This is a genomic window from Enterobacter quasiroggenkampii (genome assembly GCF_043972695.1).
In the GTDB taxonomy this organism is placed as follows: domain Bacteria; phylum Pseudomonadota; class Gammaproteobacteria; order Enterobacterales; family Enterobacteriaceae; genus Enterobacter; species Enterobacter quasiroggenkampii.
In genome coordinates this window covers 3,382,283-3,407,153 of the sequence record NZ_CP143745.1, presented here as the reverse complement: position 1 = coordinate 3,407,153, position 24,871 = coordinate 3,382,283, and the positions used below count along the sequence as shown (strand labels likewise).

General features: G+C 56.8%; 22 protein-coding genes. 11 read left to right on the top strand and 11 right to left on the bottom strand.

Annotation, left to right across the window (positions count from 1 at the left end):
- On the bottom strand, window positions 1-708 hold the full coding sequence (gene minC, locus V1572_RS16320) for a septum site-determining protein MinC (protein ID WP_395299384.1): 708 nt from the start codon (window positions 706-708) through the stop codon (window positions 1-3).
- 123 nt (window positions 709-831) lie between these two features.
- On the opposite strand from minC, the gene V1572_RS16315 reads away from it, so the two are divergent.
- From V1572_RS16315 to V1572_RS16305, 3 genes are all read left to right on the top strand, one after another.
- Complete coding sequence (locus V1572_RS16315) at window positions 832-1,107, top strand: YcgL domain-containing protein (protein WP_395299383.1); 276 nt, start codon at window positions 832-834, stop codon at window positions 1,105-1,107.
- Between the two features lie 47 nt (window positions 1,108-1,154).
- Entirely contained in the window at window positions 1,155-1,814 is a 660-nt protein-coding gene (locus V1572_RS16310; protein WP_024909871.1) for a fumarylacetoacetate hydrolase family protein, read from the top strand.
- 93 nt (window positions 1,815-1,907) lie between these two features.
- The gene (locus V1572_RS16305) at window positions 1,908-2,348 is read left to right on the top strand and encodes a YcgN family cysteine cluster protein (RefSeq protein ID WP_045908282.1); all 441 of its coding nucleotides are present in this window, start codon (window positions 1,908-1,910) and stop codon (window positions 2,346-2,348) included.
- A 125-nt stretch (window positions 2,349-2,473) separates the two neighbouring features.
- On the opposite strand, the gene dsbB is transcribed toward V1572_RS16305, so the two are convergent.
- Both dsbB and nhaB read right to left on the bottom strand, forming a co-directional pair.
- A complete protein-coding gene (gene dsbB / locus V1572_RS16300; RefSeq protein WP_045908244.1) occupies window positions 2,474-3,004 on the bottom strand; it encodes a disulfide bond formation protein DsbB in 531 nt (176 codons plus the stop codon).
- A 143-nt stretch (window positions 3,005-3,147) separates the two neighbouring features.
- On the bottom strand, window positions 3,148-4,686 hold the full coding sequence (nhaB, locus tag V1572_RS16295) for a Na(+)/H(+) antiporter NhaB (RefSeq protein ID WP_395299382.1): 1,539 nt from the start codon (window positions 4,684-4,686) through the stop codon (window positions 3,148-3,150).
- Window positions 4,687-4,887: 201 nt separating this feature from the next.
- Between nhaB and fadR the strand changes: the two genes are divergently transcribed.
- The gene (fadR, locus tag V1572_RS16290; RefSeq protein ID WP_008500512.1) at window positions 4,888-5,607 is read left to right on the top strand and encodes a fatty acid metabolism transcriptional regulator FadR; all 720 of its coding nucleotides are present in this window, start codon (window positions 4,888-4,890) and stop codon (window positions 5,605-5,607) included.
- Between the two features lie 116 nt (window positions 5,608-5,723).
- Here fadR and V1572_RS16285 read toward each other — a convergent pair whose 3' ends face one another.
- Window positions 5,724-7,256, bottom strand: a complete 1,533-nt coding sequence (locus V1572_RS16285) for a SpoVR family protein (protein WP_023293929.1) — start codon at window positions 7,254-7,256, stop codon at window positions 5,724-5,726.
- 321 nt (window positions 7,257-7,577) lie between these two features.
- Here V1572_RS16285 and V1572_RS16280 point away from each other — a divergent pair, with 321 nt between their 5' ends.
- Both V1572_RS16280 and dadX read left to right on the top strand, forming a co-directional pair.
- Entirely contained in the window at window positions 7,578-8,876 is a 1,299-nt protein-coding gene (locus tag V1572_RS16280) for a D-amino acid dehydrogenase (RefSeq protein ID WP_045908248.1), read from the top strand.
- Between the two features lie 9 nt (window positions 8,877-8,885).
- Entirely contained in the window at window positions 8,886-9,956 is a 1,071-nt protein-coding gene (gene dadX, locus V1572_RS16275) for a catabolic alanine racemase DadX (protein WP_008500515.1), read from the top strand.
- A gap of 97 nt (window positions 9,957-10,053) precedes the next feature.
- On the opposite strand, the gene V1572_RS16270 is transcribed toward dadX, so the two are convergent.
- Both V1572_RS16270 and ldcA read right to left on the bottom strand, forming a co-directional pair.
- Window positions 10,054-11,787, bottom strand: a complete 1,734-nt coding sequence (locus V1572_RS16270) for a potassium/proton antiporter (protein WP_045908249.1) — start codon at window positions 11,785-11,787, stop codon at window positions 10,054-10,056.
- A gap of 97 nt (window positions 11,788-11,884) precedes the next feature.
- Window positions 11,885-12,799 (bottom strand): muramoyltetrapeptide carboxypeptidase, encoded by a 915-nt coding sequence (gene ldcA, locus V1572_RS16265; RefSeq protein ID WP_343666109.1) that lies wholly within the window; start codon window positions 12,797-12,799, stop codon window positions 11,885-11,887.
- Window positions 12,800-12,905: 106 nt separating this feature from the next.
- Here ldcA and emtA point away from each other — a divergent pair, with 106 nt between their 5' ends.
- Window positions 12,906-13,517 carry a membrane-bound lytic murein transglycosylase EmtA gene (emtA, locus tag V1572_RS16260; RefSeq protein ID WP_024909815.1) on the top strand — a complete coding sequence of 204 codons (612 nt, stop codon included), beginning with the start codon at window positions 12,906-12,908 and terminating at the stop codon, window positions 13,515-13,517.
- A gap of 38 nt (window positions 13,518-13,555) precedes the next feature.
- On the opposite strand, the gene V1572_RS16255 is transcribed toward emtA, so the two are convergent.
- Complete coding sequence (locus tag V1572_RS16255; protein ID WP_048029456.1) at window positions 13,556-14,287, bottom strand: flagellar brake protein; 732 nt, start codon at window positions 14,285-14,287, stop codon at window positions 13,556-13,558.
- A gap of 208 nt (window positions 14,288-14,495) precedes the next feature.
- Here V1572_RS16255 and V1572_RS16250 point away from each other — a divergent pair, with 208 nt between their 5' ends.
- Both V1572_RS16250 and V1572_RS16245 read left to right on the top strand, forming a co-directional pair.
- Entirely contained in the window at window positions 14,496-14,750 is a 255-nt protein-coding gene (locus V1572_RS16250; RefSeq protein WP_008502662.1) for a GlsB/YeaQ/YmgE family stress response membrane protein, read from the top strand.
- Between the two features lie 112 nt (window positions 14,751-14,862).
- Window positions 14,863-16,965 carry a TonB-dependent siderophore receptor gene (locus V1572_RS16245; protein WP_334761025.1) on the top strand — a complete coding sequence of 701 codons (2,103 nt, stop codon included), beginning with the start codon at window positions 14,863-14,865 and terminating at the stop codon, window positions 16,963-16,965.
- Window positions 16,966-17,029: 64 nt separating this feature from the next.
- Here V1572_RS16245 and V1572_RS16240 read toward each other — a convergent pair whose 3' ends face one another.
- Window positions 17,030-18,715 carry an alpha,alpha-trehalase gene (locus tag V1572_RS16240; RefSeq protein ID WP_353142874.1) on the bottom strand — a complete coding sequence of 562 codons (1,686 nt, stop codon included), beginning with the start codon at window positions 18,713-18,715 and terminating at the stop codon, window positions 17,030-17,032.
- Window positions 18,716-19,140: 425 nt separating this feature from the next.
- On the opposite strand from V1572_RS16240, the gene V1572_RS16235 reads away from it, so the two are divergent.
- Entirely contained in the window at window positions 19,141-20,478 is a 1,338-nt protein-coding gene (locus tag V1572_RS16235; protein WP_395299381.1) for a carbohydrate porin, read from the top strand.
- Window positions 20,479-20,491: 13 nt separating this feature from the next.
- On the opposite strand, the gene V1572_RS16230 is transcribed toward V1572_RS16235, so the two are convergent.
- Entirely contained in the window at window positions 20,492-21,448 is a 957-nt protein-coding gene (locus V1572_RS16230; RefSeq protein ID WP_048029460.1) for an AraC family transcriptional regulator, read from the bottom strand.
- 115 nt (window positions 21,449-21,563) lie between these two features.
- Between V1572_RS16230 and V1572_RS16225 the strand changes: the two genes are divergently transcribed.
- Complete coding sequence (locus V1572_RS16225; RefSeq protein WP_032675011.1) at window positions 21,564-22,751, top strand: MFS transporter; 1,188 nt, start codon at window positions 21,564-21,566, stop codon at window positions 22,749-22,751.
- 40 nt (window positions 22,752-22,791) lie between these two features.
- Here V1572_RS16225 and gap read toward each other — a convergent pair whose 3' ends face one another.
- Together gap and V1572_RS16215 are read right to left on the bottom strand one after the other, a co-directional pair.
- Complete coding sequence (gene gap, locus V1572_RS16220) at window positions 22,792-23,802, bottom strand: type I glyceraldehyde-3-phosphate dehydrogenase (protein ID WP_048223692.1); 1,011 nt, start codon at window positions 23,800-23,802, stop codon at window positions 22,792-22,794.
- Window positions 23,803-23,881: 79 nt separating this feature from the next.
- Window positions 23,882-24,862: a GlxA family transcriptional regulator gene (locus V1572_RS16215; protein WP_395299380.1), complete on the bottom strand. Its 981-nt coding sequence runs from the start codon at window positions 24,860-24,862 to the stop codon at window positions 23,882-23,884.
- Window positions 24,863-24,871 lie beyond the last annotated feature (9 nt).

The following is a 24,871-nucleotide window of genomic DNA, read 5'->3' as shown; positions in this document are numbered from 1 at the left end:
TCAATTCAACGGTTGAACGGTCAACGCGTCGTCTGCCAGAAGCAGGCGAGCCGCTTTGCCATAAAATTCGGCTGGGATCTTGTCGCTCAGCCAATATTCACCTGCGATGGACACCAGTTCCGCCGTCAGGTGAGTACAAAATATTTGCGCGTCCCGATCGCCACTTGCACCCGCGAGCGCACGTCCACGCATCATACCGTATACGTGAATATTGCCATCTGCAATCAGCTCAGCGCCAGCGCTGACGTGGCTTGTAACAATCAGATCACAGTTTGGTGCATAAATGCGCTGACCGGAACGAACCGGCACATCAATCATTCGCGTTTTTGTGATGGGTGTAACGTTTTGCGCCGCAGGAGGGGGCGTTTCGACGGCAACGGGGGCCGCACGGGGGGCTTTTTCTTTGCCTTCATTCAGAAGCGGCAGCCCCGCACGGTCGATTTCCGCTTTCAGTTCAGTATCTTTGCAGCCGCTGATGCCGACAATACGCAGTCCGGTGGAGGAGACGGCCTGCTGGAGAAGTTTCCAGTTAACCGGCGCCTCAAGATCGCTGACGTTGATCACAACAGGGGCGTGCTTCAGAAAGGCGGGAGCCTGGGCGATTTTGTCTTCTAACGCCTGACGAATAACCTCGGGTTTTGCATCATGCAAATGTACCACTGATAAGGTGAAGCTACTGCCTTTAAGCTCGATGGGCGTGTTTGACATCCTGGCCTTACTCAATTTGCTATTAACCGCAACCACTCGCTGCGATATTCCGAAGAGTATCAGGCATGTTATAGTCAGGAGTATATTGAGGCAAGCAACCACCCATTAATTCAGAGTAAAAACATGTTTTGTGTGATCTACAGAAGTACAACCCGTGACCAGACCTATCTTTATGTCGAAAAGAAAGACGATTTTTCACGCGTGCCTGAAGAATTAATGAAGAGCTTTGGCCGACCGCAGATGGCGATGCTGCTGCCGCTTGATGGTCGCAAGAAACTGGTGAATGCCGATCTGGAGAAAGTGAAAACGGCATTAGCCGAGCAGGGCTATTATTTACAGCTTCCGCCGCCTCCGGAGAATTTATTAAAAGAGCATCTTGAGGCGAACGGAAAAAAATAGTCTCAACTGTTTTTGAGCACAACACATCAACCGTTTAGGGGTCGACCATGTATCAACATCATAACTGGCAAGGTGCATTACTGGATTATCCCGTCAGCAAAGTGGTTTGCGTGGGCAGCAACTATGCAAAACATATTCAGGAGATGGGCAGTGCGACGCCAGAAGAGCCGGTTCTGTTTATTAAGCCTGAAACGGCGCTTTGCGATATCCGCCAGCCGCTGGCCCTGCCGCAGGGGCTCGGCTCGGTGCATCACGAGGTTGAACTCGCCGTACTGATCGGCGCGACGCTGCGTCAGGCTTCCGAAGAGCATGTTCAGAAAGCGATTGCCGGATACGGCGTGGCGCTGGATCTGACGCTACGCGACGTGCAGGGCAAAATGAAGAAAGCCGGACAGCCGTGGGAAAAAGCCAAAGGGTTTGATAATTCCTGCCCGATTTCGGCGTTTGTGCCGGTGAGCGAATTTACCGGCGATCCGCAGGATACCCCGCTCAGCCTGAAGGTTAACGGTGAAATCCGCCAGCAGGGCACCACGGCAGACATGATCCATAAGATTGTGCCGCTGATCGCCTACATGAGCCGCTTCTTTACCCTGAAACCGGGTGATGTGATCCTGACCGGCACGCCGGAAGGCGTTGGTCCGCTCGTGAGCGGTGATGAACTTGAGGTCGGTTTTAACGGCCTGTCGCTGAAAACCCGCGTGCTGTAACTTCCTCTTGCCGCCTGAAAAGGGCGGCAAAACTTGCAACGACGTGCCAGACTCGTTATAAGGTGCGCTTTCTTTTGACGTGTGGACATCCTGATGAACGACATCCCTTTCTGGCAAAGCAAAACTCTCGACGACATGACTGATGCGGAATGGGAATCCTTATGCGACGGCTGCGGTCAGTGCTGCCTGCACAAGCTGATGGATGAAGACACGGACGAAATCTACTTCACCAACGTGGCCTGCAAGCAGCTCAACATTAAGACCTGCCAGTGCCGCAACTATGAGCGCCGCTTCGAGTTCGAGCCGGACTGCATCAAGTTAACCCGGGATAATCTGCCCACCTTCGAATGGCTGCCGCATACCTGCGCGTATCGCCTGCTGGCGGAAGGGAAAGACCTGCCGGCCTGGCATCCGCTGCTGACCGGTTCAAAAGCGGCGATGCACGGCGAGCGTATCTCCGTGCGTCACATTGCGGTGAAAGAGTCTGAGGTGCGTGACTGGGAAGACCACATCATGAACCACCCGACGCGCTGAGATTAAAAAACCCGCCGAGGCGGGTTTTTTATTATGTTTGTGCGGCCTGATGCCCTCACCCCAACCCTCTCCCACGGGAGAGGGCGCAAACACTAAAAACGGCAACCGAGGTTGCCGTTTTGCTTTTACCTTCCGAATAAATCGCGTTTCTTCGGTTTGAACGGCTGAGCGATCAGCACCAGCAGCGCCACGACGAAGTAGGCGGCAAAAATGCCCACCAGCCACTGCGGCATCTCGAGGGTCAGGAATTCCCACTGGCGAACTGAGCAGTCACCGGATGCAACAAACACCTGCGGCAGCCATTTGTCCAGCGGCAGCCAGCTCGGGAAGCGGGCGGCAAAATCGCAGGTCATAAACGGTGACGGATGCAGCTGCATCATGGTGTGCTGCCAGGAGAGTTCAATGCCTTTCCAGGCACTGTACAGCCAGATCGCGATAGCGGCATAGCGAAGCGGCGATTTCGGGGCAATCGCGCCCACCAGGCCCGCACCCATAATGCCGAACAGGGCGCAGCGTTCGTAAATACAGAGTACGCAAGGTTTCAGTCCCATTACGTGCTGGAACCATAGCGCCACCATTTCCAGCGCAAAGGCGGTCAGGGCCATTAACAACCACGCTCCGCGACCGCGGGAGCACTGGTTTAAAAATCTCAACATAATCATTTCCCTGGAACATGCTTAGAAATCGCAGTGTAAACGAATTCGTTTTTCGCGCCACCTGTACCTGGCGAAATAAAACGTAATTGGATGTTTATCGTGCGAAAAGGCAAACGGGCAGCGAACTGCCCGAGTTGCAGTATTTACTGCGCCGCAAGTATACCCGCTTGTATCAACCATTGCGTACAGGGAATGAGGGTAATTTTGACGCAAAGCAATCCCACGATCGTGAGCACCAGCGTGTAGGGCAGCGCCATCCACACCATCCGGCCATAAGAAAGACGTATGAGGGGGGCGAGGGCGGAGGTCAGCAGGAACAGGAAGGCGGCCTGGCCGTTTGGCGTCGCCACCGACGGCAGGTTGGTACCGGTGTTGATCGCCACGGCCAGCAGCTCAAACTGTCCGGCGCTGATAACGCCTTGCTCCATGGCCGCTTTGGCCTCGTTGATGTAGACCGTCCCGACAAAGACGTTATCTGAGATCGACGAGAGCAGGCCATTAAACAGATAAAACAGCGACAGTTGAGCATCCGGCGACGCCTTTAAGACAAAAGCAATAATCGGCGCGAACAGATGCTGGTCGATAATCACCGCCACGACCGCAAAGAACACAGCCAGCAGGGCGGTAAACGGCAGGGCTTCGGTAAAGGCTTTGCCGATGGCATGCTCATCCGTTACGCCGGTAAAGGTGGTGGCGAGAATAATGACCGACAGGCCAATCAGCCCCACTTCAGCCAGATGGAACGCCAGCGCGGCGATCAGCCAGACGCCGATGATCCCCTGAGCAATCAGGCGCAGCGTCTCCTGGCGCGTCCGCTGGCGTCGACTCTGCAGATCAAATTTATGCAGCTCCTGGCGCACCGGCTCCGGAAGTTGTGCTCCGTACCCAAAGAGGCGAAACTTCTCCACCAGCAGACAGGTCGCCAGACCGCAGATCAGCACCGGCACGCTCACTGGCGCCATTCTCAGGAAGAAATCACCGAAGTGCCAGCCCGCCGCTTTGGCAATGATCAGGTTTTGCGGCTCGCCCACCATCGTCATCACGCCCCCCAGAGCGGTACCGACGCCGGCATGCATCATCAGGCTGCGCAGGAAGGCACGAAACTGCTCCAGTACCTCACGGTTATGCGCATCGACGTGGCTATCATCCTGCAAATCCTCGCCCGGACGAGAGGAGGCCACGCGGTGATAAATACCGTAAAACCCCACCGCTACGCTTATCACCACCGCGACGACCGTCAGCGCGTCCAGGAAGGCCGACAGGAAGGCAGCCGCAAGGCAAAACGCCAGCGAGAGGAACATTTTCGACGGAATGCTGAGCAGCAGACGCGTGAAGATAAACAGCAGCAGCTGTTTCATAAAGTAGATGCCCGCCACCATAAACATCAGCAGCAGAAGCACTTCAAGATTGGTTGCCAGCTCGGCCTTGACGTGCTCAGCGCGGGTCATGCCGATGACGACGGCCTCAAACGCCAGCAGTCCGCCCGGCAGAAGGGGATAACATTTCAGCGCCATTGCCAGGGTGAAGATAAATTCCGCCACCAGCAGCCACCCGGCCATAAACGGGTTCACGCTAAAGAGGAGGGGATTTACGACCAGGAACACCAGAAGTATAAGTTTGTACCAGTCAGGAGACTGGCCTAAAAAATTGCGCCACAGCGCGCGCCCAAATGAAATTTCCACGACAGACGTCCTTCCCCGTCAAGTAAGACAAAACATCAGTATACGCAAAAATCGCGGGCCGGAGGCGGATAACGCTGCAGTGTAAATTTCACAAAAATGAAACGGCGATCCCTCTTTTCTCTCTTTGCCGCGCTACCTGCCACTGCGTGCCTCTGGTATGATGAGTCCAATTTGCTAAAGCTGTGTAATGGAAATCTCACTATGGTCATTAAGGCGCAGAGCCCGGCGGGTTTCGCGGAAGAGTACATCATTGAAAGCATCTGGAATAATCGTTTCCCTGCGGGGTCCATTCTTCCGGCTGAACGCGAACTCTCTGAACTGATTGGCGTCACTCGCACCACGCTGCGTGAAGTGCTTCAGCGACTGGCGCGCGATGGCTGGTTGACGATCCAGCACGGCAAGCCAACAAAAGTGAACAACTTCTGGGAAACCTCCGGGCTGAACATTCTTGAAACGCTGGCGCGTCTCGATCATGAAAGCGTGCCACAGCTCATTGATAATCTGCTCTCCGTTCGCACCAACATCGCGACGATCTTCATTCGTACGGCTTTCCGTCAGCATCCGGAAGATGCGCTTGCGGTACTGGCCAGTGCCAACGAAGTGGAAGATCACGCCGACGCGTTCGCCACCCTCGATTACAACGTCTTCCGTGGGCTGGCGTTTGCCTCCGGCAACCCGGTGTACGGTCTGATCCTCAACGGCATGAAAGGGCTCTACACCCGCATTGGCCGCCACTACTTTGCCAATCCAGAAGCCCGCAGCCTGGCGCTGGGCTTCTACCATAAGCTGAGCAAGCTGTGCTCTGAAGGCCTGCACGATCAGGTTTATGAGACGGTGCGCCGCTACGGTCACGATTCCGGTGAAATCTGGCACCGTATGCAGAAAACGCTGCCGGGTGATTTGGCGATTCAGAGCCGCTGAAATAAAAAACCTCTCGTATGAGAGGTTTTTTTTCGTCGGGTGGCGGCTACGCCTTACCCGACCTACGGGTCTTGTAGGCCCGGTAAGCGTAGCGCCACCGGGCAAAAAAGGCTGCACTACAGCGTATTCAACCGCGCCGGGCAGCGTTCCAGCAGCTCGACGCTCCCGTCTTCATTCTGCTGCTCCAGCTGCACGTCAAAGCCCCACAGGCGATGCACATGCTTAAGCACCTCTTTACGCCCTTTATCCAGCGGCGCGCGATTGTGCGGGATATATCGCAGCGTCAGGGAGCGGTCACCGCGTAAATCCACGTTCCAGACCTGAATATTCGGTTCAAGGTTGCTCAGGTTGTACTGGGAAGAGAGGCGAGAGCGGATCTCACGGTATCCCTCCTCGTTGTGGATTGCGGAGATCTCCAGATAGTTGTTGCGGTCATCGTCCAGCACGGTGAAGAAGCGGAAGTCACGCATGATCTTCGGCGACATAAACTGGCTGATGAAGCTCTCATCCTTAAAGTCGCGCATCGCAAAGTGCAGCGTTTCCAGCCAGTCAGATCCGGCGATATCCGGGAACCAGTACTTGTCTTCTTCCGTCGGTGACTGGCAGATACGCTTGATATCCTGGAACATGGCAAAACCAAGCGCATACGGGTTAATGCCGCTGTACCACGGGCTGTTGTAGGGCGGCTGGAACACCACGTTGGTATGGCTGTGGAGAAATTCCATCATGAACCGCTCGGTAACTTTCCCCTCGTCATACAGGTGGTTGAGAATGGTGTAGTGCCAGAATGTCGCCCAGCCTTCGTTCATCACCTGCGTCTGCTTTTGCGGATAGAAATACTGGCTGACCTTGCGCACGATACGCAGGATCTCACGCTGCCACGGCTCCAGCAGCGGGGCGTTCTTCTCCATAAAATAGAGCAGGTTTTCCTGCGGCTCGGACGGATAGCGACGCGCTTCGGCGATCGTTTTTTCCTCCTCACGCTTCGGCAGGGTACGCCACAGCATGTTCACCTGGCTCTGGAGATACTCTTCGCGGCTTTTCTGCCGCGCTTTCTCCTCCTGGAGGGAGATTTTCTGCGGACGTTTGTAGCGATCAACGCCGTAGTTCATCAGCGCGTGGCAGGAGTCGAGCAGTTTTTCCACTTCGTCCACGCCGTAGCGCTCTTCGCAGTCGGTAATGTATTTACGGGCGAAGATCAGGTAATCGACGATGGAGCTGGCATCCGTCCAGCTGCGGAACAGATAGTTATTCTTGAAAAAAGAGTTATGCCCGTAGCAGGCGTGCGCCATCACCAGCGCCTGCATGGTAATGGTGTTCTCTTCCATTAAATAGGCGATACACGGATTGGAGTTGATGACGATTTCATACGCCAGACCCTGCTGGCCGTGCTTATACAGCCGCTCCGTTTCAATAAATTTCTTACCAAACGACCAGTGCGGATAGTTGATCGGCATCCCGACGCTGGAGTAGGCGTCCATCATCTGTTCGGACGTAATGACTTCAATCTGATGGGGGTAGGTATCCAGGCGATACAGTTTTGCGACCCGGTCGATCTCGGCGAGGTAAACATCCAGCAGCTCGAAGGTCCAGTCGGGTCCATCGCTCAGACGTGTGTTGTCCTTGTTCAGGGAATCAATAGTAGCCATTAGCGCGCCCTCGTTGTGGGTGCTCTCTCTGTCTGGAGAGCCTCCTTTCAAGCATAGATCAACGTGTTAAAAAGCGTGCTGAGGCAGAAATTTTTTCTTTGCGATTTCGCGTTTTTGATACGGCAAAAAAAGGGCGTCCCTCAGCATATTATGCTGGTTAAAAATAACGCGCAGCAGGAGATCCCAAATTAGCACTATCCCCTGATGCTGGGGGATGTGTGAGGTAAGTCACCATAAAAAAGTCGTATGTTGAATAATATTTTCAACTAGGTTATCAATCTGTAATTAGAAGATTGTTCTTTTGCACATAATGGAGTGGCTATGCGTGTTGTCATACTGGGAAGTGGTGTCGTTGGGGTAACCAGCGCCTGGTATTTAAGTCAGGCGGGACATGACGTCACCGTTATCGATCGTGAGTCAGGCCCTGCGCTGGAAACCAGCGCGGCGAACGCCGGGCAAATCTCTCCCGGCTATGCGGCACCATGGGCAGCGCCGGGCGTTCCGCTGAAAGCGATTAAATGGATGTTCCAGCGCCACGCGCCGCTGGCCATCAGCCTTGACGGCACGCAGTTTCAGCTGAAGTGGATGTGGCAGATGCTGCGTAACTGCGACACCCGCCACTACATGGAGAATAAAGGGCGCATGGTGCGCCTGGCGGAATACAGCCGCGACTGCCTGAAAGCGCTGCGCGCGTCAACGGGGATTGAGTACGAAGGCCGTCAGGGCGGAACGCTGCAGCTGTTCCGCACGGCGCAGCAGTACGAAAATGCCACCCGCGATATCGCCGTGCTGGAAGATGCTGGCGTACCGTACCAGCTGCTGGAAGCCAGCCAGCTTGGTCAGGTTGAACCGGCGCTGGCGGAAGTGGCGCATAAGCTGACGGGCGGCCTGCGCCTGCCGAACGACGAAACCGGCGACTGCCAGCTCTTTACGCAGCGTCTGGCGCAGATGTGCGAGCAGGCGGGGGTGAAGTTCCGCTTTAACACTGCTGTCGACAAGCTGCTGTCGGAAGGGGAAAAAATTTACGGCGTGAAGTGTGGCGAAGAGGTGATCAAAGCAGATGCTTACGTCATGGCGTTTGGCTCGTACTCCACCGCCATGCTGAAGGGCATTCTCGATATTCCGGTCTACCCGCTAAAAGGCTACTCGCTGACCATTCCGGTAAAAGAGGAGAGCGGCGCACCGGTTTCTACCATTCTGGATGAAACCTACAAAATTGCCATTACCCGCTTCGATAACCGCATCCGCGTAGGCGGCATGGCGGAGATCGTTGGCTTCAATACCGAGCTGCTGAAACCGCGTCGTGAAACGCTGGAGATGGTGGTTGGAGATCTCTTCCCGCGCGGTGGCTTTGTCGAGCAGGCGACGTTCTGGACCGGCCTGCGTCCGATGACGCCGGACGGTACGCCGATTGTGGGGCGCACGCCGTTCAAAAACCTGTGGACCAATACCGGACACGGCACGCTTGGCTGGACGATGGCCTGTGGCTCCGGCCAACTGCTGAGTGACCTGATTTCCGGACGCACGCCAGCCATTCCGTTTGACGATTTAAGCGCCGCGCGCTATCAATCGGGGTTTACGCCGTCGCGTCCACAGCACCTGCACGGCGCGCATAACTAAGGAGTTGTCATGTCCCGTCCTGTTCTGGCTCAGCTGAACCTGCAGGCCCTGAAGGATAACCTGCAGATTGTTCGCCGGGCGGCACCTGGCGCACGCGTGTGGTCGGTCGTGAAAGCGAATGCCTACGGCCACGGCATTGACCGTATCTGGAGCGCGCTGAGCGCCACCGATGGCTTTGCGTTACTTAATCTGGAAGAGGCTATTCTGCTGCGCGAGCGCGGCTGGAAAGGGCCCATACTGCTGCTCGAGGGCTTCTTCCACGCCGACGATCTGCCGCTGCTGGATAAGTACCGGCTGACCACCAGCGTTCACAGCAACTGGCAGATCAAAGCGATTCAGGATGCGAAGCTCCACGCGCCGCTGGATATCTATCTCAAGGTGAACAGCGGCATGAACCGCCTGGGCTTCCAGCCTGAGCGGGTGCATACGGTCTGGCAGCAGCTGCGCGCGCTGAAGAACGTAGGTGAAATGACGCTGATGGCGCATTTTGCCGACGCGGAAAAACCGGACGGCATTGCCGATGCCATGGTCCGCATTGAGCAGGCGGCAGAAGGGCTGGACTGTCCGCGCTCGCTGTCCAACTCGGCGGCCACGCTCTGGCATCCCGAGGCGCACTACAATTGGGTGCGTCCGGGGATCGTTCTGTACGGCGCGTCGCCCTCGGGCCAGTGGCAGGATATCGCCAACAGCGGCCTGAAGCCGGTAATGACCCTGCGCAGCGAAATCATTGGTGTGCAAACCCTGAAGGCCGGCGACACGGTGGGCTACGGTAGCCGCTATCGGGCAAAGGGCGAGCAGCGAATTGGTATCGTGGCGGGCGGCTATGCCGACGGCTACCCGCGGATTGCGCCGACCGGCACGCCTGTGTGGGTCGATGGGGTTCGCACGGGGACGGTAGGCACCGTATCAATGGATATGTTGGCCGTTGACCTGACGCCATGTCCGCAGGCGGGTATCGGTTCGCCGGTTGAGCTGTGGGGTAACGAAATCAAAATTGATGACGTGGCGGCCGCAGCAGGGACGGTAGGGTATGAACTGATGTGCGCGCTGGCACCAAGGGTGCCTGTTGTGACGGTGTAACAAATGTTTGTGTCGGGTGGCGGCTTCGCCTTACCCGACCTACAAAATCCTCGAGTGTAGGCCGGGTAATCGTTAGCGCCACCCGGCAAAAAAACCGCTACTCCGCTTCCTCTTCCATCGGCCTCAAACCGACTTTCCTCACAGCGTTATCTTCTTTCTCTGCTACCGTCCAGATCATCCCGGCAAACTCGACCTGATCGCCCACGACCGGGGCAGCGCCAAGCCGCTGCTGGATGATTTCGCCCAGCGTTTGCTGGCTATCTCCGTCTTCAGCACCTTCATCCAGGCCGTAAATCAGCGCCACATCGGCAAATCTGGCGCTGGCTTCCAGAATGAAATCGCCGAAGAAACGCTGGTCCAGCGCCACCGGAGGCGACTGGCTGAACAGCTTGCCCAGCGCGGGCAGGTCGCGCTCGCGGCCAATCACGCAGAGAATATCCCCTTCGCGCAGGCGGGTGCTGCCGGTAGGGTGCAGCAGAACATTGTCGCGGAACAGGGCGGCAATGCGCGTTTCGGCCGGCATGTGCAAATCGCGCAGCGAAGCCCCCACGCACCATTTGTCGGCGCTCAGCTGATAAACGAACTGTTCCCACGGGTTTTCCGGATGAATGTCGAGCCCCACGCGGGAAACCGGCCAGCCCACGGGAGGCACCACCACTTTGGCTTTTTTCGCCGCCCACCCGAGGGACGTTCCCTGGAACAGCAGCGAAATCAGCACCACGAAGAACGCCACGTTAAAGAACAGCCGGGCGTTATCCAGACCTGCCATCATCGGGAAGACGGCAAGGATAATCGGCACCGCGCCGCGCAGGCCCACCCAACTGATGAATATCCGCTCGCGCAGGTTGAAGCCGCGAAACGGCAGCAAACCTGCAAATACCGACAGCGGACGGGCGAAGAAGATCATCCACGCGGACAGCAGCAGCGCCGGAACCGCGATGGGCAGCAGGTCTGAGGGGGTGACCAGAAGCCCCAGCACCAGGAACATGCCGATCTGCGCCAGCCAGGCCAGACCGTCGAAGTTCTGCAAAATGGCATGCCGGTTGCGAATAGGGCGGTTGCCCATCAGGAACCCGCAGAGGTAGACGGCGAGAATGCCGCTGCCGTCCAGCGCCGTGGTAACGGCAAAAATGAGGATGCCGCCGCTCAGCGCCAGCAACGGGTAAAGCCCCAACGGCAGCGATATGCGGTTGATTGTCTGCTGAAGCAGATAGCCGCCCGCCAGGCCGATGACAATCCCCAGGCCAAACTGCTGCAGGATATGCCACGCAAACGTCCAGCTCAGCCCGCTTTCGTGCTGCTGAATCATCTCGATAAGCGTAATGGTGAGAAACACCGCCATCGGGTCGTTACTGCCGGATTCAATCTCAAGCGTGGAGCCAACACGTTCGTTGAGCCCTTTTCCACCAAGCAGAGAAAACACCGCTGCCGCATCGGTTGAGCCGACAATCGCGCCAATCAGCAAACCTTCCATGATGTTGAGATGGAAAAGCCACGCGGCCATCATTCCGGTGAGGCCGGAGGTTATCAACACGCCAACCGTCGCGAGCGACAGCGCGGGCCCTAAGGCCACGCGGAAGGAGCTTGCCTGGGTGCGCATGCCGCCGTCCAGCAGGATCACCGCCAGCGCCAGGTTACTCACCATGTAGGCGAAAGGATAGTTATCGAATGGGATACCGCCAATGCCATCAATGCCGGCCAGCATGCCGATGGCGAGGAAAATAACAAGAATAGGTATGCCGAGACGCGATGAAAATGAACTTAATAAAATACTGCTGGTTACAAGGACCGAACCCAGAATGAAAAGGCTGATTATCGCTGCGGCATCCAATGTTCTCTTACTCCCACCTCAATGTTAACGCTGTTACTAAAACCCTAACATATTAACGACGGCAACAGCGTTTTATTAAGGGGGTATAACGGCTTTTTTATGCCTTTATGACAGGATGGCCGCTGATGGTCAGCCGGGAGCCGGAATCATTATGGATCAGGGAGGCGTGCGCCCCCAGCGCCAGGGTGACGGTGCGCTGCTCATGGCCGAAATCCAGACCGGCGATCACCGGAACATCCAGCCGCGAGCGAATGAACTCAATCATGGTTTCCAGGGAGTAACCCGCGTCATAGTCATTCGGGGCAGAGCCGCTGAAGCTGCCCAGCACGATCGCGGACTGGCGCTCAAGAATACCGGCATGATAGAGCTGCAACAGCATGCGCTCGACGCGGAACGGATGTTCGTTGATATCTTCCAGCACCAGAATGCCGTCCTCGATGTGCGGCATCCACGGCGTACCGATAAGCGAAACCAGCATCGCCAGGTTGCCGCCCCAGAGCTGGCCTTCACATTCCCAGTGCGGTCCATTCCCCTGCCACTCCACGCTGTAGGTGGGATTGCGCAGCGCGCGCCAGAAGTGTTCCACGGTGAACGCATTCAGCTCCGGGGCGCCGAAATTACCGGCCAGCATCGGGCCGCTGAAGGTGATAACGTTATGCAGCGCCAGCAGCCCAAGCTGGATGACGCTGAAATCGCTGTGGCCGCATATCAGCAGCGGATCCTGCTGCTGGCGCTGCGCCAGACCCTGCCAGTCAATGCTCTCCAGCAGCCTGCTCGCGCCATATCCGCCGCGCACCGCCAGCACTATGCTGTTTTCACCCTTCAGGTTCACCAGGCTGTTGATATCATTCAGCCGCTGCGCTTCGGTACCGGCAAAACGCTGCTGGCGGCGGGGGATAATCGTCTGATTTTCTACCCGGTGGCCCGACTCCAGCAAACGCTGAACGCCCCGCTGCGCCGCGTCCTGGTTAATGCAGTAGCCCGACGGCGCGATGAGATGAAACTGAGACATGGCAATTCCTTGCTGAATGAGAAACTAATTGTCTATATCATGCCGCTTATACGCCGCCTGCTTCAAGAGCGGCGCACCGCGATGACCGGCTATAAGGATAGATGACGTGAAATTGAGATGGTTTGCTTTTTTGATTGTGTTGCTCGCTGGCTGTAGTTCAAAACATGATTATCAAAACCCACCCTGGAACCCGGAAGTGCCGGTGAAGCGCGCGATGCAGTGGATGCCGATCAGTGAACAAGCCGGGAAAGCCTGGGGCGTCAGTCCGCGTCTCATCACGGCGATCATTGCGGTGGAGTCCGGCGGTAACCCCACGCTTGTCAGCAAGTCCAACGCGGTGGGGCTGATGCAGCTTAAAGCGTCAACGGCGGGGAAAGAAGTTTACCGCTATATGGGCTGGAGCGGTCAGCCGTCGACCAGCGAGCTGAAGAATCCGGAACGCAACATTTCAATGGGCACGGCCTATCTGAGCATCATGGAGCACGGCGTGCTGAAGGGCATTAAGGATCCGGAGGTGATGCAGTACGCGCTGGTGGTCTCTTACGTTAACGGTGCCGGCGCGTTGCTGAGAACCTTCTCCTCTGACCGCAAAGAGGCGATAGAAGAGATTAACGGCATGGACAAAGACGAATTCTTTGAGCATGTGGCGAAAAATCACCCGGCACCACAGGCGCCTCGTTATATCTGGAAAGTACAGAAAGCGATGGATGCCATGTAATGCCGCAGACGGGCGGCGGTCACGCTGCCCGATGTTCCTTACAGAACTTTATTTGCGCGTTCCCGCGCCTCGCGCTCCAGGGAGTAGATAATGCGCTGCAGCTCGCGCTCTGCGCCGGGCCCGACATTCAGGAAACGGAAGCTCAGACGCGGCGTGGTGATGGTTTCATTTTTGCTGTCCACGACGGTGCGGTCGCTGATGGCAATCAGCTGTGCATCGAAATAAAAGCGCCCCCAGCCCCCCATATCCAGTTCAATTTGCGTGAACCGCATGCCCTCTACCAGTCCGTCAGGCTTCGGCGTATCCATCAGCGCGCCCATGCCGCCCAGCGACAGATCGAAGAGACGGAAGCGGATCTCTTTTTTGTCCGGCATTTTGGCCTTGCAGAAGTAAGCGGGATGAAGCGGGGCGTTGATGCGGAAATATTCGCGACGCTGGACAAACCAGAGATTGCCAGGAAGGGGGGTCACAAAGGCCGGAAGCCCCTGATATTCGCTCAGTTCCAGTCGCGACAGGACAAACTCCACTTTGGCGCCCTGCGTTTCGGCCATCACGGCGATATTCTCCGCCTTCAGCGCCGCGCGGTTTTCATACTCCTGGCTGCCTAAATCAATCACCAGCCGCTCCTGCGAGGCGTCAAGGATCTTGCTGATGAACTGATTATTCGACCAGCTGATGCGCAGCGGCACTTCACCTTTTTGCAGGTCGCGTAATACCCCTAATACAGCCAGCGGATTTTGCTTGAGGAACTGCTCACTGTAATGACTCACGCCGGATGGCTCCTTGATAGATGACAGACTGTCTTAGCGTTATCGGCAATCTGCGATGAAACTTAATACAAACCGGTGAGTTTTTTTTGCCTGTTTAGACAAAGATAAGTCGGTGAGAAGAAAATGATTTTCCGGCGATGACCTATACTTATGTTAGCTGTGCAGAAGGTTTTCTGCGCATGCGTTAAACCTGCAAGAGGGCATCGCTATGGGTATCATCGCCTGGATTATCTTTGGTCTTATTGCTGGCGCTATCGCGAAATTGATCATGCCGGGAAACGATGGCGGCGGCTTTATTTTGACCTGTGTACTCGGGGTCGTTGGTGCGGTTGTGGGCGGCTGGCTGGCGACGATGTTTGGCTTCGGAGGCAACATAAGTGGTTTTGACCTGCACAGTTTTCTGGTCGCTGTCGTGGGTGCCATTGTGGTGCTGGGCATATTCAGGTTACTGCGACGAGCATAACATGACGTAAACGGCTCTCTGCGGAGGGCCGTTTTTTTGCCTGCGTATTGATTTGTTAATCTAAATGATAATAATTGTCGTTCCGTATTGCATCTAACAACAAGACGACATTATGACTCCTTCACGTTTTACGCTATGCGCCCTGGCAGGCGCCGTCTCGCTCGCACTGCACGTTCCGGCATTCGCCGAAGAATCCACTATCGTCGTCACCGGCGCAGAGCAGGGCAGCGCGCTGCCGGCCTGGACGAACAGCGCCACGAAATCGGCCGTTGCTGAAAGTAAAACGCCGCAGGTCATCACGACCGTTTCTGCACCGGAAATTGACAAGCGCCATGCGAATTCCGTGAATGAAATCCTGCGCTATGCACCAGGGGTCTCAACCGAGGTGCGGGGAAATACCTCCTACATGAGCGAATATAAAATTCGTGGCTTTACCGTCGACCAGGAGTTCTACAACGGGCTGCAGCTGCCCTATAACGTCACCGGCAATACCAAAGCCCGCATCGATCCGCTGTTGATTGACAGCGTTGATATCCTGAAAGGCCCCTCATCGGTTCTCTACGGCGGCGGCTCGCCGGGCGGGCTGGTGAATATCCAGAGTAAAAAGCCGCAGCGAGAAGCGCGAACCGAATTCGGATTTAACACCGGTAACCGCAACCTGAAAGAGGGCTATCTCGACTCAACCGGGCAGATCGCCGATAGCGACTGGAACTATCGCCTGCTGGGTAAAGCGACGGAAAATGACGATCAGCCGCACACCACCCGGTATGAAAACTACCTGGTTGCCCCGTCCGTCACCTGGCAACCCGACAGCAAAACCCGCCTGACTCTGGATGCGCTGGCGCAGAACTCCCCGAGCCTGACGCCGTCGAACCCGCTGCCGCTCGCCTACCTGCGCTCGAAATACGCGGGCAAGCGCGACTACGCCGGTGATGAGTGGAACGGATTTAAGCAGCGCCAGTGGATGCTGGGCTACAGCTTTGAACATGCGTTCGACAGCGGCTGGGGCTTTAACCAGAAGGCGCGCTATTTCGACGTCGATACGCATCAGCGCAGCGTCTATGCGACGGGCACGGGAAGCGAGGTCTATCAGCTCAACCGCTTTGCCTACACCACCGATGAAGATCTGCAGAGCTTTAACATCGATAACCAGGTGACGAAAACCGTGGCGCTGGGCGACTGGCAACACCATCTGCTGGCCGGGTTTGACTATCAGAAGCTGAATTCCCATTTCCACTACCGTTACGCGTCGGCCACGCCGGGCATGGATATGCGCAACCCTGACTATTCGCAGATCGGCGAAAGCGCGCTGGGCCTGTATACCGCCCAGAAAAACCGTCTGAGCTATCAGCAGAACGGCTACTACCTGCAGGATCAGGTGGAGTGGGGGGGCTTAAATCTGCTGGGCAGCCTGCGCTACGACGATTATCGCTCCGTGACCACCAATTATCTGCAAAACGGTGATAAGGACTGGGTCTCTCAGGATCGCGTCACCAAACGCCTGGGCGCGCTTTACGCTTTTGATAATGGTCTGTCACCGTTTATCAGCTATTCCGAAGGCTTTGCACCGGTGTCGCCGAAGGGAACGCTCGCGGCGAAAGACGTCAAACCGACCACCAGCAAGCAGGTGGAGGGCGGCGTGAAATATCTGCTGGCCGACTACGCCACTACCTTTACCGCCTCGGTGTTCAACATCCGTCAGAAAAATGTCGTCACCTCCGATCCGGGCTTCCTGAACTATCGTCAGACCGGGGAGGTGGAATCCAAAGGGGCTGAGCTGTCTGCCATCAGCCGCCCGACGGACAACCTGACGCTGATTGCGAACTATGCCTACACCCACGCGATCAATACGGAAGATGATAAGTACAAAGGGAAACGTCCAACGCAGGTGCCGGAGAATGCCTTCAATCTCTGGGGGGATTACACCTTTGAGAACACGCCGCTGAAAGGGCTGATGCTGGGGGCGGGGGCGCGCTATACCGGCCCGATGGAAATCTCACCCGCTAACGATGCGGGTAAGCTGGGCGGTACCACCCAGTACGATCTGGCGGCATCCTATCGGATGGGCGAAATCCTGCCTTCGCTGGCAGGGCTGACGCTTAAGGCCAGCGCGCAGAACATCACCAACAAAGAGACGCTGACCTGCTACGATGCGACCAACTGCTGGATTGGGCGCGACAGAACGTATCAGTTAGGGGCGAGTTACAGTTTCTAAGCAAAGCCCTGTAAGTTTAAAAAGTAGGCCGGGTAAGGCGTAGCCGCCACCCGGCAATACTCACTTACTGCGCCGTCGCCTTCACCGGCGCCACCTCATCATTCGCGGCAGGCCGATTCTCCGGCACGCTGTCGCACGGTTTCTCTTTCGGGCAGACCCGATCCAGCATCTTCAGCGTCACCCCGTTGCTCCAGCCGAAGCCGTCCTGCAGCGGATACTCGCCGCCGCCGCCGCCCGTACCGGTCGTCGACACGTCGTATTTCTCGACCAGTTTCTTTTCCCGGTCATAAGTATGCTGAACGTTTTTCAGGAAGCGCCAGGTCACATCCATTGAGACCTTCTCTTGCCCGTAATTCTGCAACCCTTCCGCCGCCACCCATTGCAGCGGAGCCCAGCCGTTTGGCGCATCCCACTGCTGACCGCTGTTGACGGTGGTGGTCGCTATTCCGCCCGGCTGCAGCAGACGTGAGGAGGTTGCCGCAGCGACTTTATCGGCACGATCCTGCGCCGCCGCCTTCACGTAAAGCGGGAACAGGGCCGCAGCCGTGAGCTGATTGCGTACCTTCTTACTCTTCAGATCGTAATCGGCGTACCAGCCCTCTTTATCATTCCACAGGTGGCTCTCGATGGCTTTCTGGCGCGCGGTGGCCAGCGCCTCATACTTGTTTGCGCTGGCGGCATCGCCGCTTTCCTGGCTTGCCCGGGCCAGCAGTTTTTCCATCTTGAACATCAGAGCATTCAGGTCCACGGGCACAATGCTGGTGGTCCGGATGGTGCCGAGTTTTTGCGGATCGTCCATCCAGCGGGAGCTAAAGTCCCATCCCGAGGCCGCGGCGGAACGCAAATCACGGTAGATCTCGGTTGCCGGTCGGTTAGGGTTACTTTTCGCGGTATTCACATCGTCAAGCCAGGACTCCGGGCGCGGGGTGTCGCGATCGTCCCAGTAGCGGTTGAGGATCGCGCCGTCATCCAGTTTCACCACGCGTTTGCTGGCCTGGCCCGGCTGCAGGGCATCGACGCCGTCCATCCAGTAGGCATACTCTTTCTCCATCTGCGGACGATATTTCTTCAGCGCGTCGCTGTCATGGGTCGCCAGCAGTTCAACCATCAGTGAGAAAAACGGCGGCTGGGAGCGGCTCAGGTAATAGCTGCGGTTGCCGTTGGGAATGTGGCCGAAGGTGTCGATCTCATACGCAAAGTTATCCACCATGTCGCTGATTTTGTCCCAATGATCGCTCTCAGCCAGGCCCAGCATGGTGAAATAGCTGTCCCAGTAGTAGACTTCGCGGAAACGACCGCCGGGCACAACGTAAGGCTTCGGTAACGGCAGGAGGGAATCCCATTTGTTGCTGGCTTTATCGGTGGTGCGCGTCAGTACGGGCCAGAGATCGTCAATGTGCTCACGTAACGATTGCCCCGCCGGTGGAACATACTTTTCTCCCTCTTCGGGCAGGGTGAAATTCATCTCGACAAAATGGCGCAGGTCAAAGCTGGACTGCGAGTGCTGCATCCTGTAATCCGCCAGAATCATCAGCGGGTCACTTTTGGGGACTGCATCCGCAAAGGTTTTTTGATCGGGAAACAGTTTAGCGCTTTGCACATCATTGAAGAGGGGCCCCAGTAAAATATCGGGCGGGGTTGTCTGAGCCGCAGGCTGTTCGTTGGCATAGCCAAACGTTGCGACACCGAGCAGCGCGCCTCCCAGCGCGAGATGTAAACAAGCGGGGCGCAATGTACGAGGTTTTATCATCTTTTCGTCTCCTGTCTTTACCGGGCAGCGTGACCGCTGTTGTCAATCACCTGAAAACCTTAGACGAATATTGCCCGCTTCGCGTGTTGAATATCCCATTTTGCGCAGAACCAGACAAATTACCGCGTTCTCAGGCAGGCTGCAGGACGTTTGATAATTTGTTGTGGGAATGAAACCGGTCTAATTATTATCTTAAATAATTATATTTGTATTTTATATAATTAACGTCGGGCAAGTCGATGAAATAATAATGTGAGGCGGGTTGTGTTTCTCTCGTTAATAATAAAGGAATTATTCTGCCCGGTTCACACAAGTTAAAATTCGTAATTCAGTTATCAAAAAACATAATAGCGTTCCTGACTGTATTTGTACGAAATGGCGAAACTCAATCATTGGGTATTTCCTTTTTAATCAGGACGGAATCTATGAAATTAAAGAAAATGGTCATATTGACAGGTGCGCTCTATTCCGGGGCGCTTTTAGCCGCCCAGTCCTCAGCAAGCGTGGAGGAAAAGCTGGCGCAGCTGGAAGCGCAAATCGAAGTGCTTAAGCAGCAACAGGCGACGGTACAGCAGGCAGCGACGGTCACCGTGCAGTCAGAGGAGCCGGTCAACAACGAGGCGCCGCCGAAACTGACGCTGTCAGGTTTTGGCGATATTAAATTTTATGGTGACGTTGAGCTTAATATGGATGCCGCCAGTAAAACGGGTAGCCTGACGTCTGTTAAGCAAAGCGCTAATAACGACTGGGCACCCGGGGACAAAGAACGCTGGGATATTAATGGCCGTATTCTGCTGGGTTTTGATGGTTATCGTAAAATGAATAACGGAAATTATGCCGGATTCTCCGTTCAGCCGCTCGGCGATCTTGCTGGGCAAATGTATCTGGATGACGCCGTATTTTTCTTCGGTTCTGAAAAAGACTGGGAAATTAAGGTTGGTCGCTTCGAAGCGTATGATATGTTTCCGCTCAATCAGGATACCTTTGTGGAATACTCGGGCAATACGGCAGACGACCTTTACAGCGACGGCTACGGCTATATCTATATGCTGAAAGAGGGGCGTGGCCGAACCGACAGCGGCGGTAACTTCCTGGTGAGCAAAACGCTGGACAACTGGTATTTCGAACTGAATACCCTGTTTAAGGACGGCAGCGATCTGTACGTCGACCAGCGTTATCACGGCGCGGAGCTTGAGAACGATAAAAACGTCGCCTACGTGCGCCCGGTTGTCTCATGGCAGAGCGGACCGTTTTCAACCGCGTTCGCTATGGAGACCAACCTGGTAAACAACGCTTACGGCTATCGTGACGATGCTGGGCGCTGGGTCGATCAGTCAGACCGGACCGGCTACGGGTTTACTATGACCTGGGACGGACTTAAAACCGATCCGGAGAACGGGGTGGTCATGAACTTCAACACGGCTTACCTGGACGCCACGGGCGAAACCGACTTTACCTCAGGCATCAATGCCCTTTGGCGTAATTTTGAGCTGGGCTATATTTATGCTCATAACGAAATCGACGAGTTTAATACCTCAACCTTTAACGCCGAGTGTGAAAACGACTGCTGGATCAGCGACCCGGGCGAGTACGACATTCATACCATCCATACGTCGTACCTCATTCCGAACGTCATGAAGATGAAAAACTTCAACATCTATCTGGGCGCGTATGCGTCCTGGGTCAACGCCTCTCCAAAAGAGGGTGACAATAAAAACGACGATCGCTACGGCGGACGCGTACGCTTTAAATACTATTTCTGATGCCGTACGCCAGTCAGGCTTCTTCCGGAGTCTGGCTGGCTTCCCGCAGCGTGCCCGGCGCATGGCCAATGATGCGCTTAAATGCCCGGCTAAAAGCCGCCAGCGATCCGTAACCCAGCCGCAGCGCGACGGTTTCGATCGGCTGGTTTTCATGACGAATATACTGAATGGCCAGCCGCATTCTCAGCTCGCTGAGATATTTTGCCGGTGTCGTTCCCGTCGCCGCGAGAAACCGTTCCGCGAAAACGGATCGGGAAGTCCCGGCTTCTTTTGCCAGATCGGCGACGCTCCAGTTCAGGCCAGGCTGTTGGTGCATAGCGTAAATGGCCCGGCTCAGGCGCGGGTCGCGCAGCACCTGCACCCAGCCGGTGGCTTTGCCGCAGCCGCCTTCAACCCAGCCCCGCACAATTAACGCCGCCACCACATCGGCCAGCCGCGCAAGGATCCCGGCATAACCAGCCTGACGCGCCGCGGATTCCCGCTCCATTGCCGCCAGCAGCGGATGAATTTCCGGCCAGGTGGACATCAGCCGACTGACCATCATCACTTCCGGCATCGCCTTGATCAGCGGCTGCATGCCGCCCAGCTCAAAATCCATGCATCCGCTAAAGATAAGGGTGTTCTCGCTCTCCGGGCAGGGCTCGCAGGTGATAGCACAGACCGAGCTGCAGATAGGCTCGCTCGGAAAGGCGTTGACCGGGGTAAGGGTGGCCTGTTCGTCAGAGAGCAGGGCATGAGAATTTCCGCCGGGAATAAAGAGGGCGTCGCCACCGCTCAGTTCGAACGTTGCACCGCTCTCCATGCGCAACAGGGCGCTACCGTGGCTCACAAAATGAAACTGCGCCCTGCCGGGAGCCTGATGAAACGCGACGCCAAATGGCGCACTGGCTTCAATCCGCCGGTATTTCACGCCTGACAGGCGCATGCCGCGTAAAAGTTCGCTGATCAAATCGGGTGACTGTACGGTCATGGCGCAACTCCGGACGAATAATCAATAAGTGGAGATTATATGTCATAGATCGTCCTGGGTGAACCTTCTATTCTTTTGCGACACTAGTCACATTTTTATAACGGGAGATCAACAGATGAGTTCATGTGTCGCGGCGAGCGAGGCGGTAGCGCCTGCAAAACCCGCCTGGCGGGCCGTCTATTCACTGGGGCTGGGGGTATTTGGTTTGATTACGGCCGAATTTCTGCCCGCCAGCTTGTTAACCCCCATGGCCGCGAGCCTGGGCGTTACTGAGGGGATGGCTGGACAAGCTGTCACCGCCACCGCGCTGGTGGCGCTGGTCACCGGACTGCTGATCACCCCGGCAACCAAGAGTATCGACCGCCGCTGGGTTCTGATGTTTTTCTCGGTGCTGCAAATTATCTCCAGCCTGCTGGTGGCCTTTGCGCCTAATCTGCACGTCCTGCTGATGGGGCGCCTGCTTCTGGGGATAGCGATCGGGGGATTCTGGGCGATGTCGACGGCCACGACGATGCGCCTGGTTCCGGCAGATAAAGTGCCGAAAGCGCTGGCGGTGATCTTCTCCAGCGTATCGATTGCCACGGTTGTCGCGGCGCCGCTGGGCAGCTATCTGGGCAGCCTGATCGGCTGGCGCAACGTCTTTGTGCTCTGCATTCTGCCGAGCATGCTGGCGCTGCTGTGGCAGCTCTGGGTGCTGCCGTCCATGAAGCCGGAGAGCAGCGGTAGCCTGAGTACGCTGTTCCGCGTGCTGCGCCGTCCGGGGATGATCGGCGGCATGCTGGCGACCATTCTGATCTTCAGCGGCCATTTCGCTTTCTTTACCTATCTGCGTCCGTTCCTGGAGACGGTAGGCCAGGCGAGCGTGGAGACCATTTCCCTGATCCTGCTGGGCTTTGGTATCGCCAACTTTGTGGGCACCTCCGTGGCCGGGCATCTGCTGGCACGTAATCTGCGCCTGACGCTGGCGCTGGTGCCGTTTGCGATGGGCGTTCTCGCGCTCATGATGGTCGCCTTTGGTCATCTGGCCATGCTGGACGGGCTGCTGGTTGCGCTGTGGGGCTTTGCATTTGGCCTGGTTCCGGTGGGCTGGTCCACCTGGCTTGCGACCACTGTTCCAGATGAAGCCGAAAGTGCAGGGGGGCTGCTGGTGGCCTCAATCCAGCTGGCGATAAGCGCCGGTGCGGCCGGAGGTGGGGCAGTGTTTGATCTTAATGGCGCCAGCGGCGTGTTCGCGGGCAGCGGTTTCCTGCTGGTAACGGCGATGGTGATTGTGTTTATGGGTGTGAAAGTGAAAGCGGAGTGATTTTTTGCCGGGTGAGCGTTCGTGCCACCCGGCCTCAGGTTTACAGCCCTTTCTTATCCATCAATACCGCCAGATCCACCAGGCGGTTAGAGAAGCCCCATTCGTTGTCATACCACGCCAGGATCTTCACCATATTCCCGCCAATCACCAGCGTGGAAAGCCCGTCGATAATTGACGATCGCGGGTCGCCCTGGTAATCGCTGGACACCAGCGGTTCATCGCTGTAGCCCAGGATATCTTTCAGGGGGCCGCTGGCGGCCGCGTTGCGGAACGCGTCATTCACCTCTTCGGCGGTCACGTTGCGGCTCAGCGTCACGGTTAAATCGACAATCGACACCACCGGCACCGGCACGCGCAGGGAGTACCCGGTCAGCTTGCCGTCCAGGGAGGGGATCACTTTCCCGAGCGCTTTCGCCGCGCCGCTGGAGTAGGGCACAATCGACAGCGCCGCCGCGCGTGCACCGCGCAGATCTTTTTCCGGCTGATCGTGCAGCGCCTGGCTGTTGGTGTAGGCGTGCGTCGTGTTCATCAGGCCATGCTCAATCCCGAACTGCTGGTGCAGCACCTGAGCGGCCGGTGCCAGACCGTTCGTGGTGCAACTCCCGTTGCTCACCACCGCGTGCCGGTCGGGATCGTACTGATCATGGTTGACGCCCATCACAATCGTCAGGTCGTCGTTTTTCGCGGGAGCGGAAATGATGACGCGCTTAGCGCCGCCGTGGGTGATATGCACCGCCGCTTTCTCCCGTTCAGTGAAGAAGCCGGTAGCTTCAATCACCACGTCTACCCCGGCATCACGCCACGGGATATTCGCCGGATCGCGTTCGCTAAATACGGCGATCCGCTGGCCGTCTACCTGCAGCGCGCCGTCAGCCGCTTCAACGGGCGCGGGCAGCTTGCCCAGAAGGGAATCATGTTTCAGCAGATGGGCGAGGGTTTTACTGTCTGTCAGATCGTTGATGGCCACAATCTGAAGCGCCGGGTTGCCCAGCGCCGCGCGCAGGACATTACGTCCGATACGGCCGAAACCGTTAATACCGACCTTAACCATGGTGCACTCCTTATCTTCTGTTGTCTGGAGTCACTGTAGGCGTCGGGCCGGTTGGCGTAAACGACAAAAAAGGATCAGATTACGCCATCTTGCGGCAGTGAAAGCGCTGGCGGTATTCGCCGGGCGTGAGGTGAAGCTGTTTCTCAAAGATGCGGCGCAAGTTAATGCTGGTACCAAAGCCGCTTTGCTCAGCAACGCGCTCAAGGGGATCGCGGGTCTGTTCAAGCAGCTGGCGGGCGGCGGCCAGACGCGCTTCGGTCACGTAGCGGGCAGGCGAGACCCCGGCCTCGCGGGTAAACACGCGGGTGAAGTTACGCGGGCTCATCGCCGCTTTCTCGGCCAGGTTCTCCACGCACAGATCGGCGGTGAGGTTCTGCAGGATCCAGCTTTGCACCTCGCCTATCGGTCCTGCTGTGCCGGGCTGCTGCAGGCTGTAGCGGCTGAACTGCAGCTGTCCGCCGGGACGTCGCAGATACATCACCATATCCTGCGCCACGTCGCGGGCGAGGGTAAATCCGTAGTCGTCCTCCACCAGCGCCAGGGTCAGGTCGAACCCGGAACTCACGCCGCCGGAGGTCCAGATGGGGCCGTCCTGAATGTAGAGTGGGCCGCCTTCAACCCGGATTGACGGGTACTGGGCTTGCATGGTCTCCAGCAGCCGCCAGTGGGTGGTGGCGCGACGACCGTCCAGCAAGCCGGTCTGGGCCAGCAGCATCGCGCCGCCGCAGATAGAGGCGATCCGCCGGGCGTGCGGCGCAGCGAGGTGCAGCCAGTCGACTACGGCTATGCTCTCCTGCTCGTTCATACCGCGTCCGGTGATGATAATGGTGTCCAGCGGTTCGCGCGGATCCAGCTCCGGAAGCCGATAGTCCGCCAGCAGGTTCAGACCGGACTGGCCGTGGATCACCTGGTGAGGCTGCGTGGTGGCGATGATAATCCGGTAGCGGGGCTGCGCAAGCCCTTCCGGATGCAGCCGGTTGGCCTGCATCAGAATGTCGGCGATACCGGCGGCTTCAAACAGCATGCCGCCGTCGGGAACGATAATCAGGATCTTCTTCATGTCCTGAAA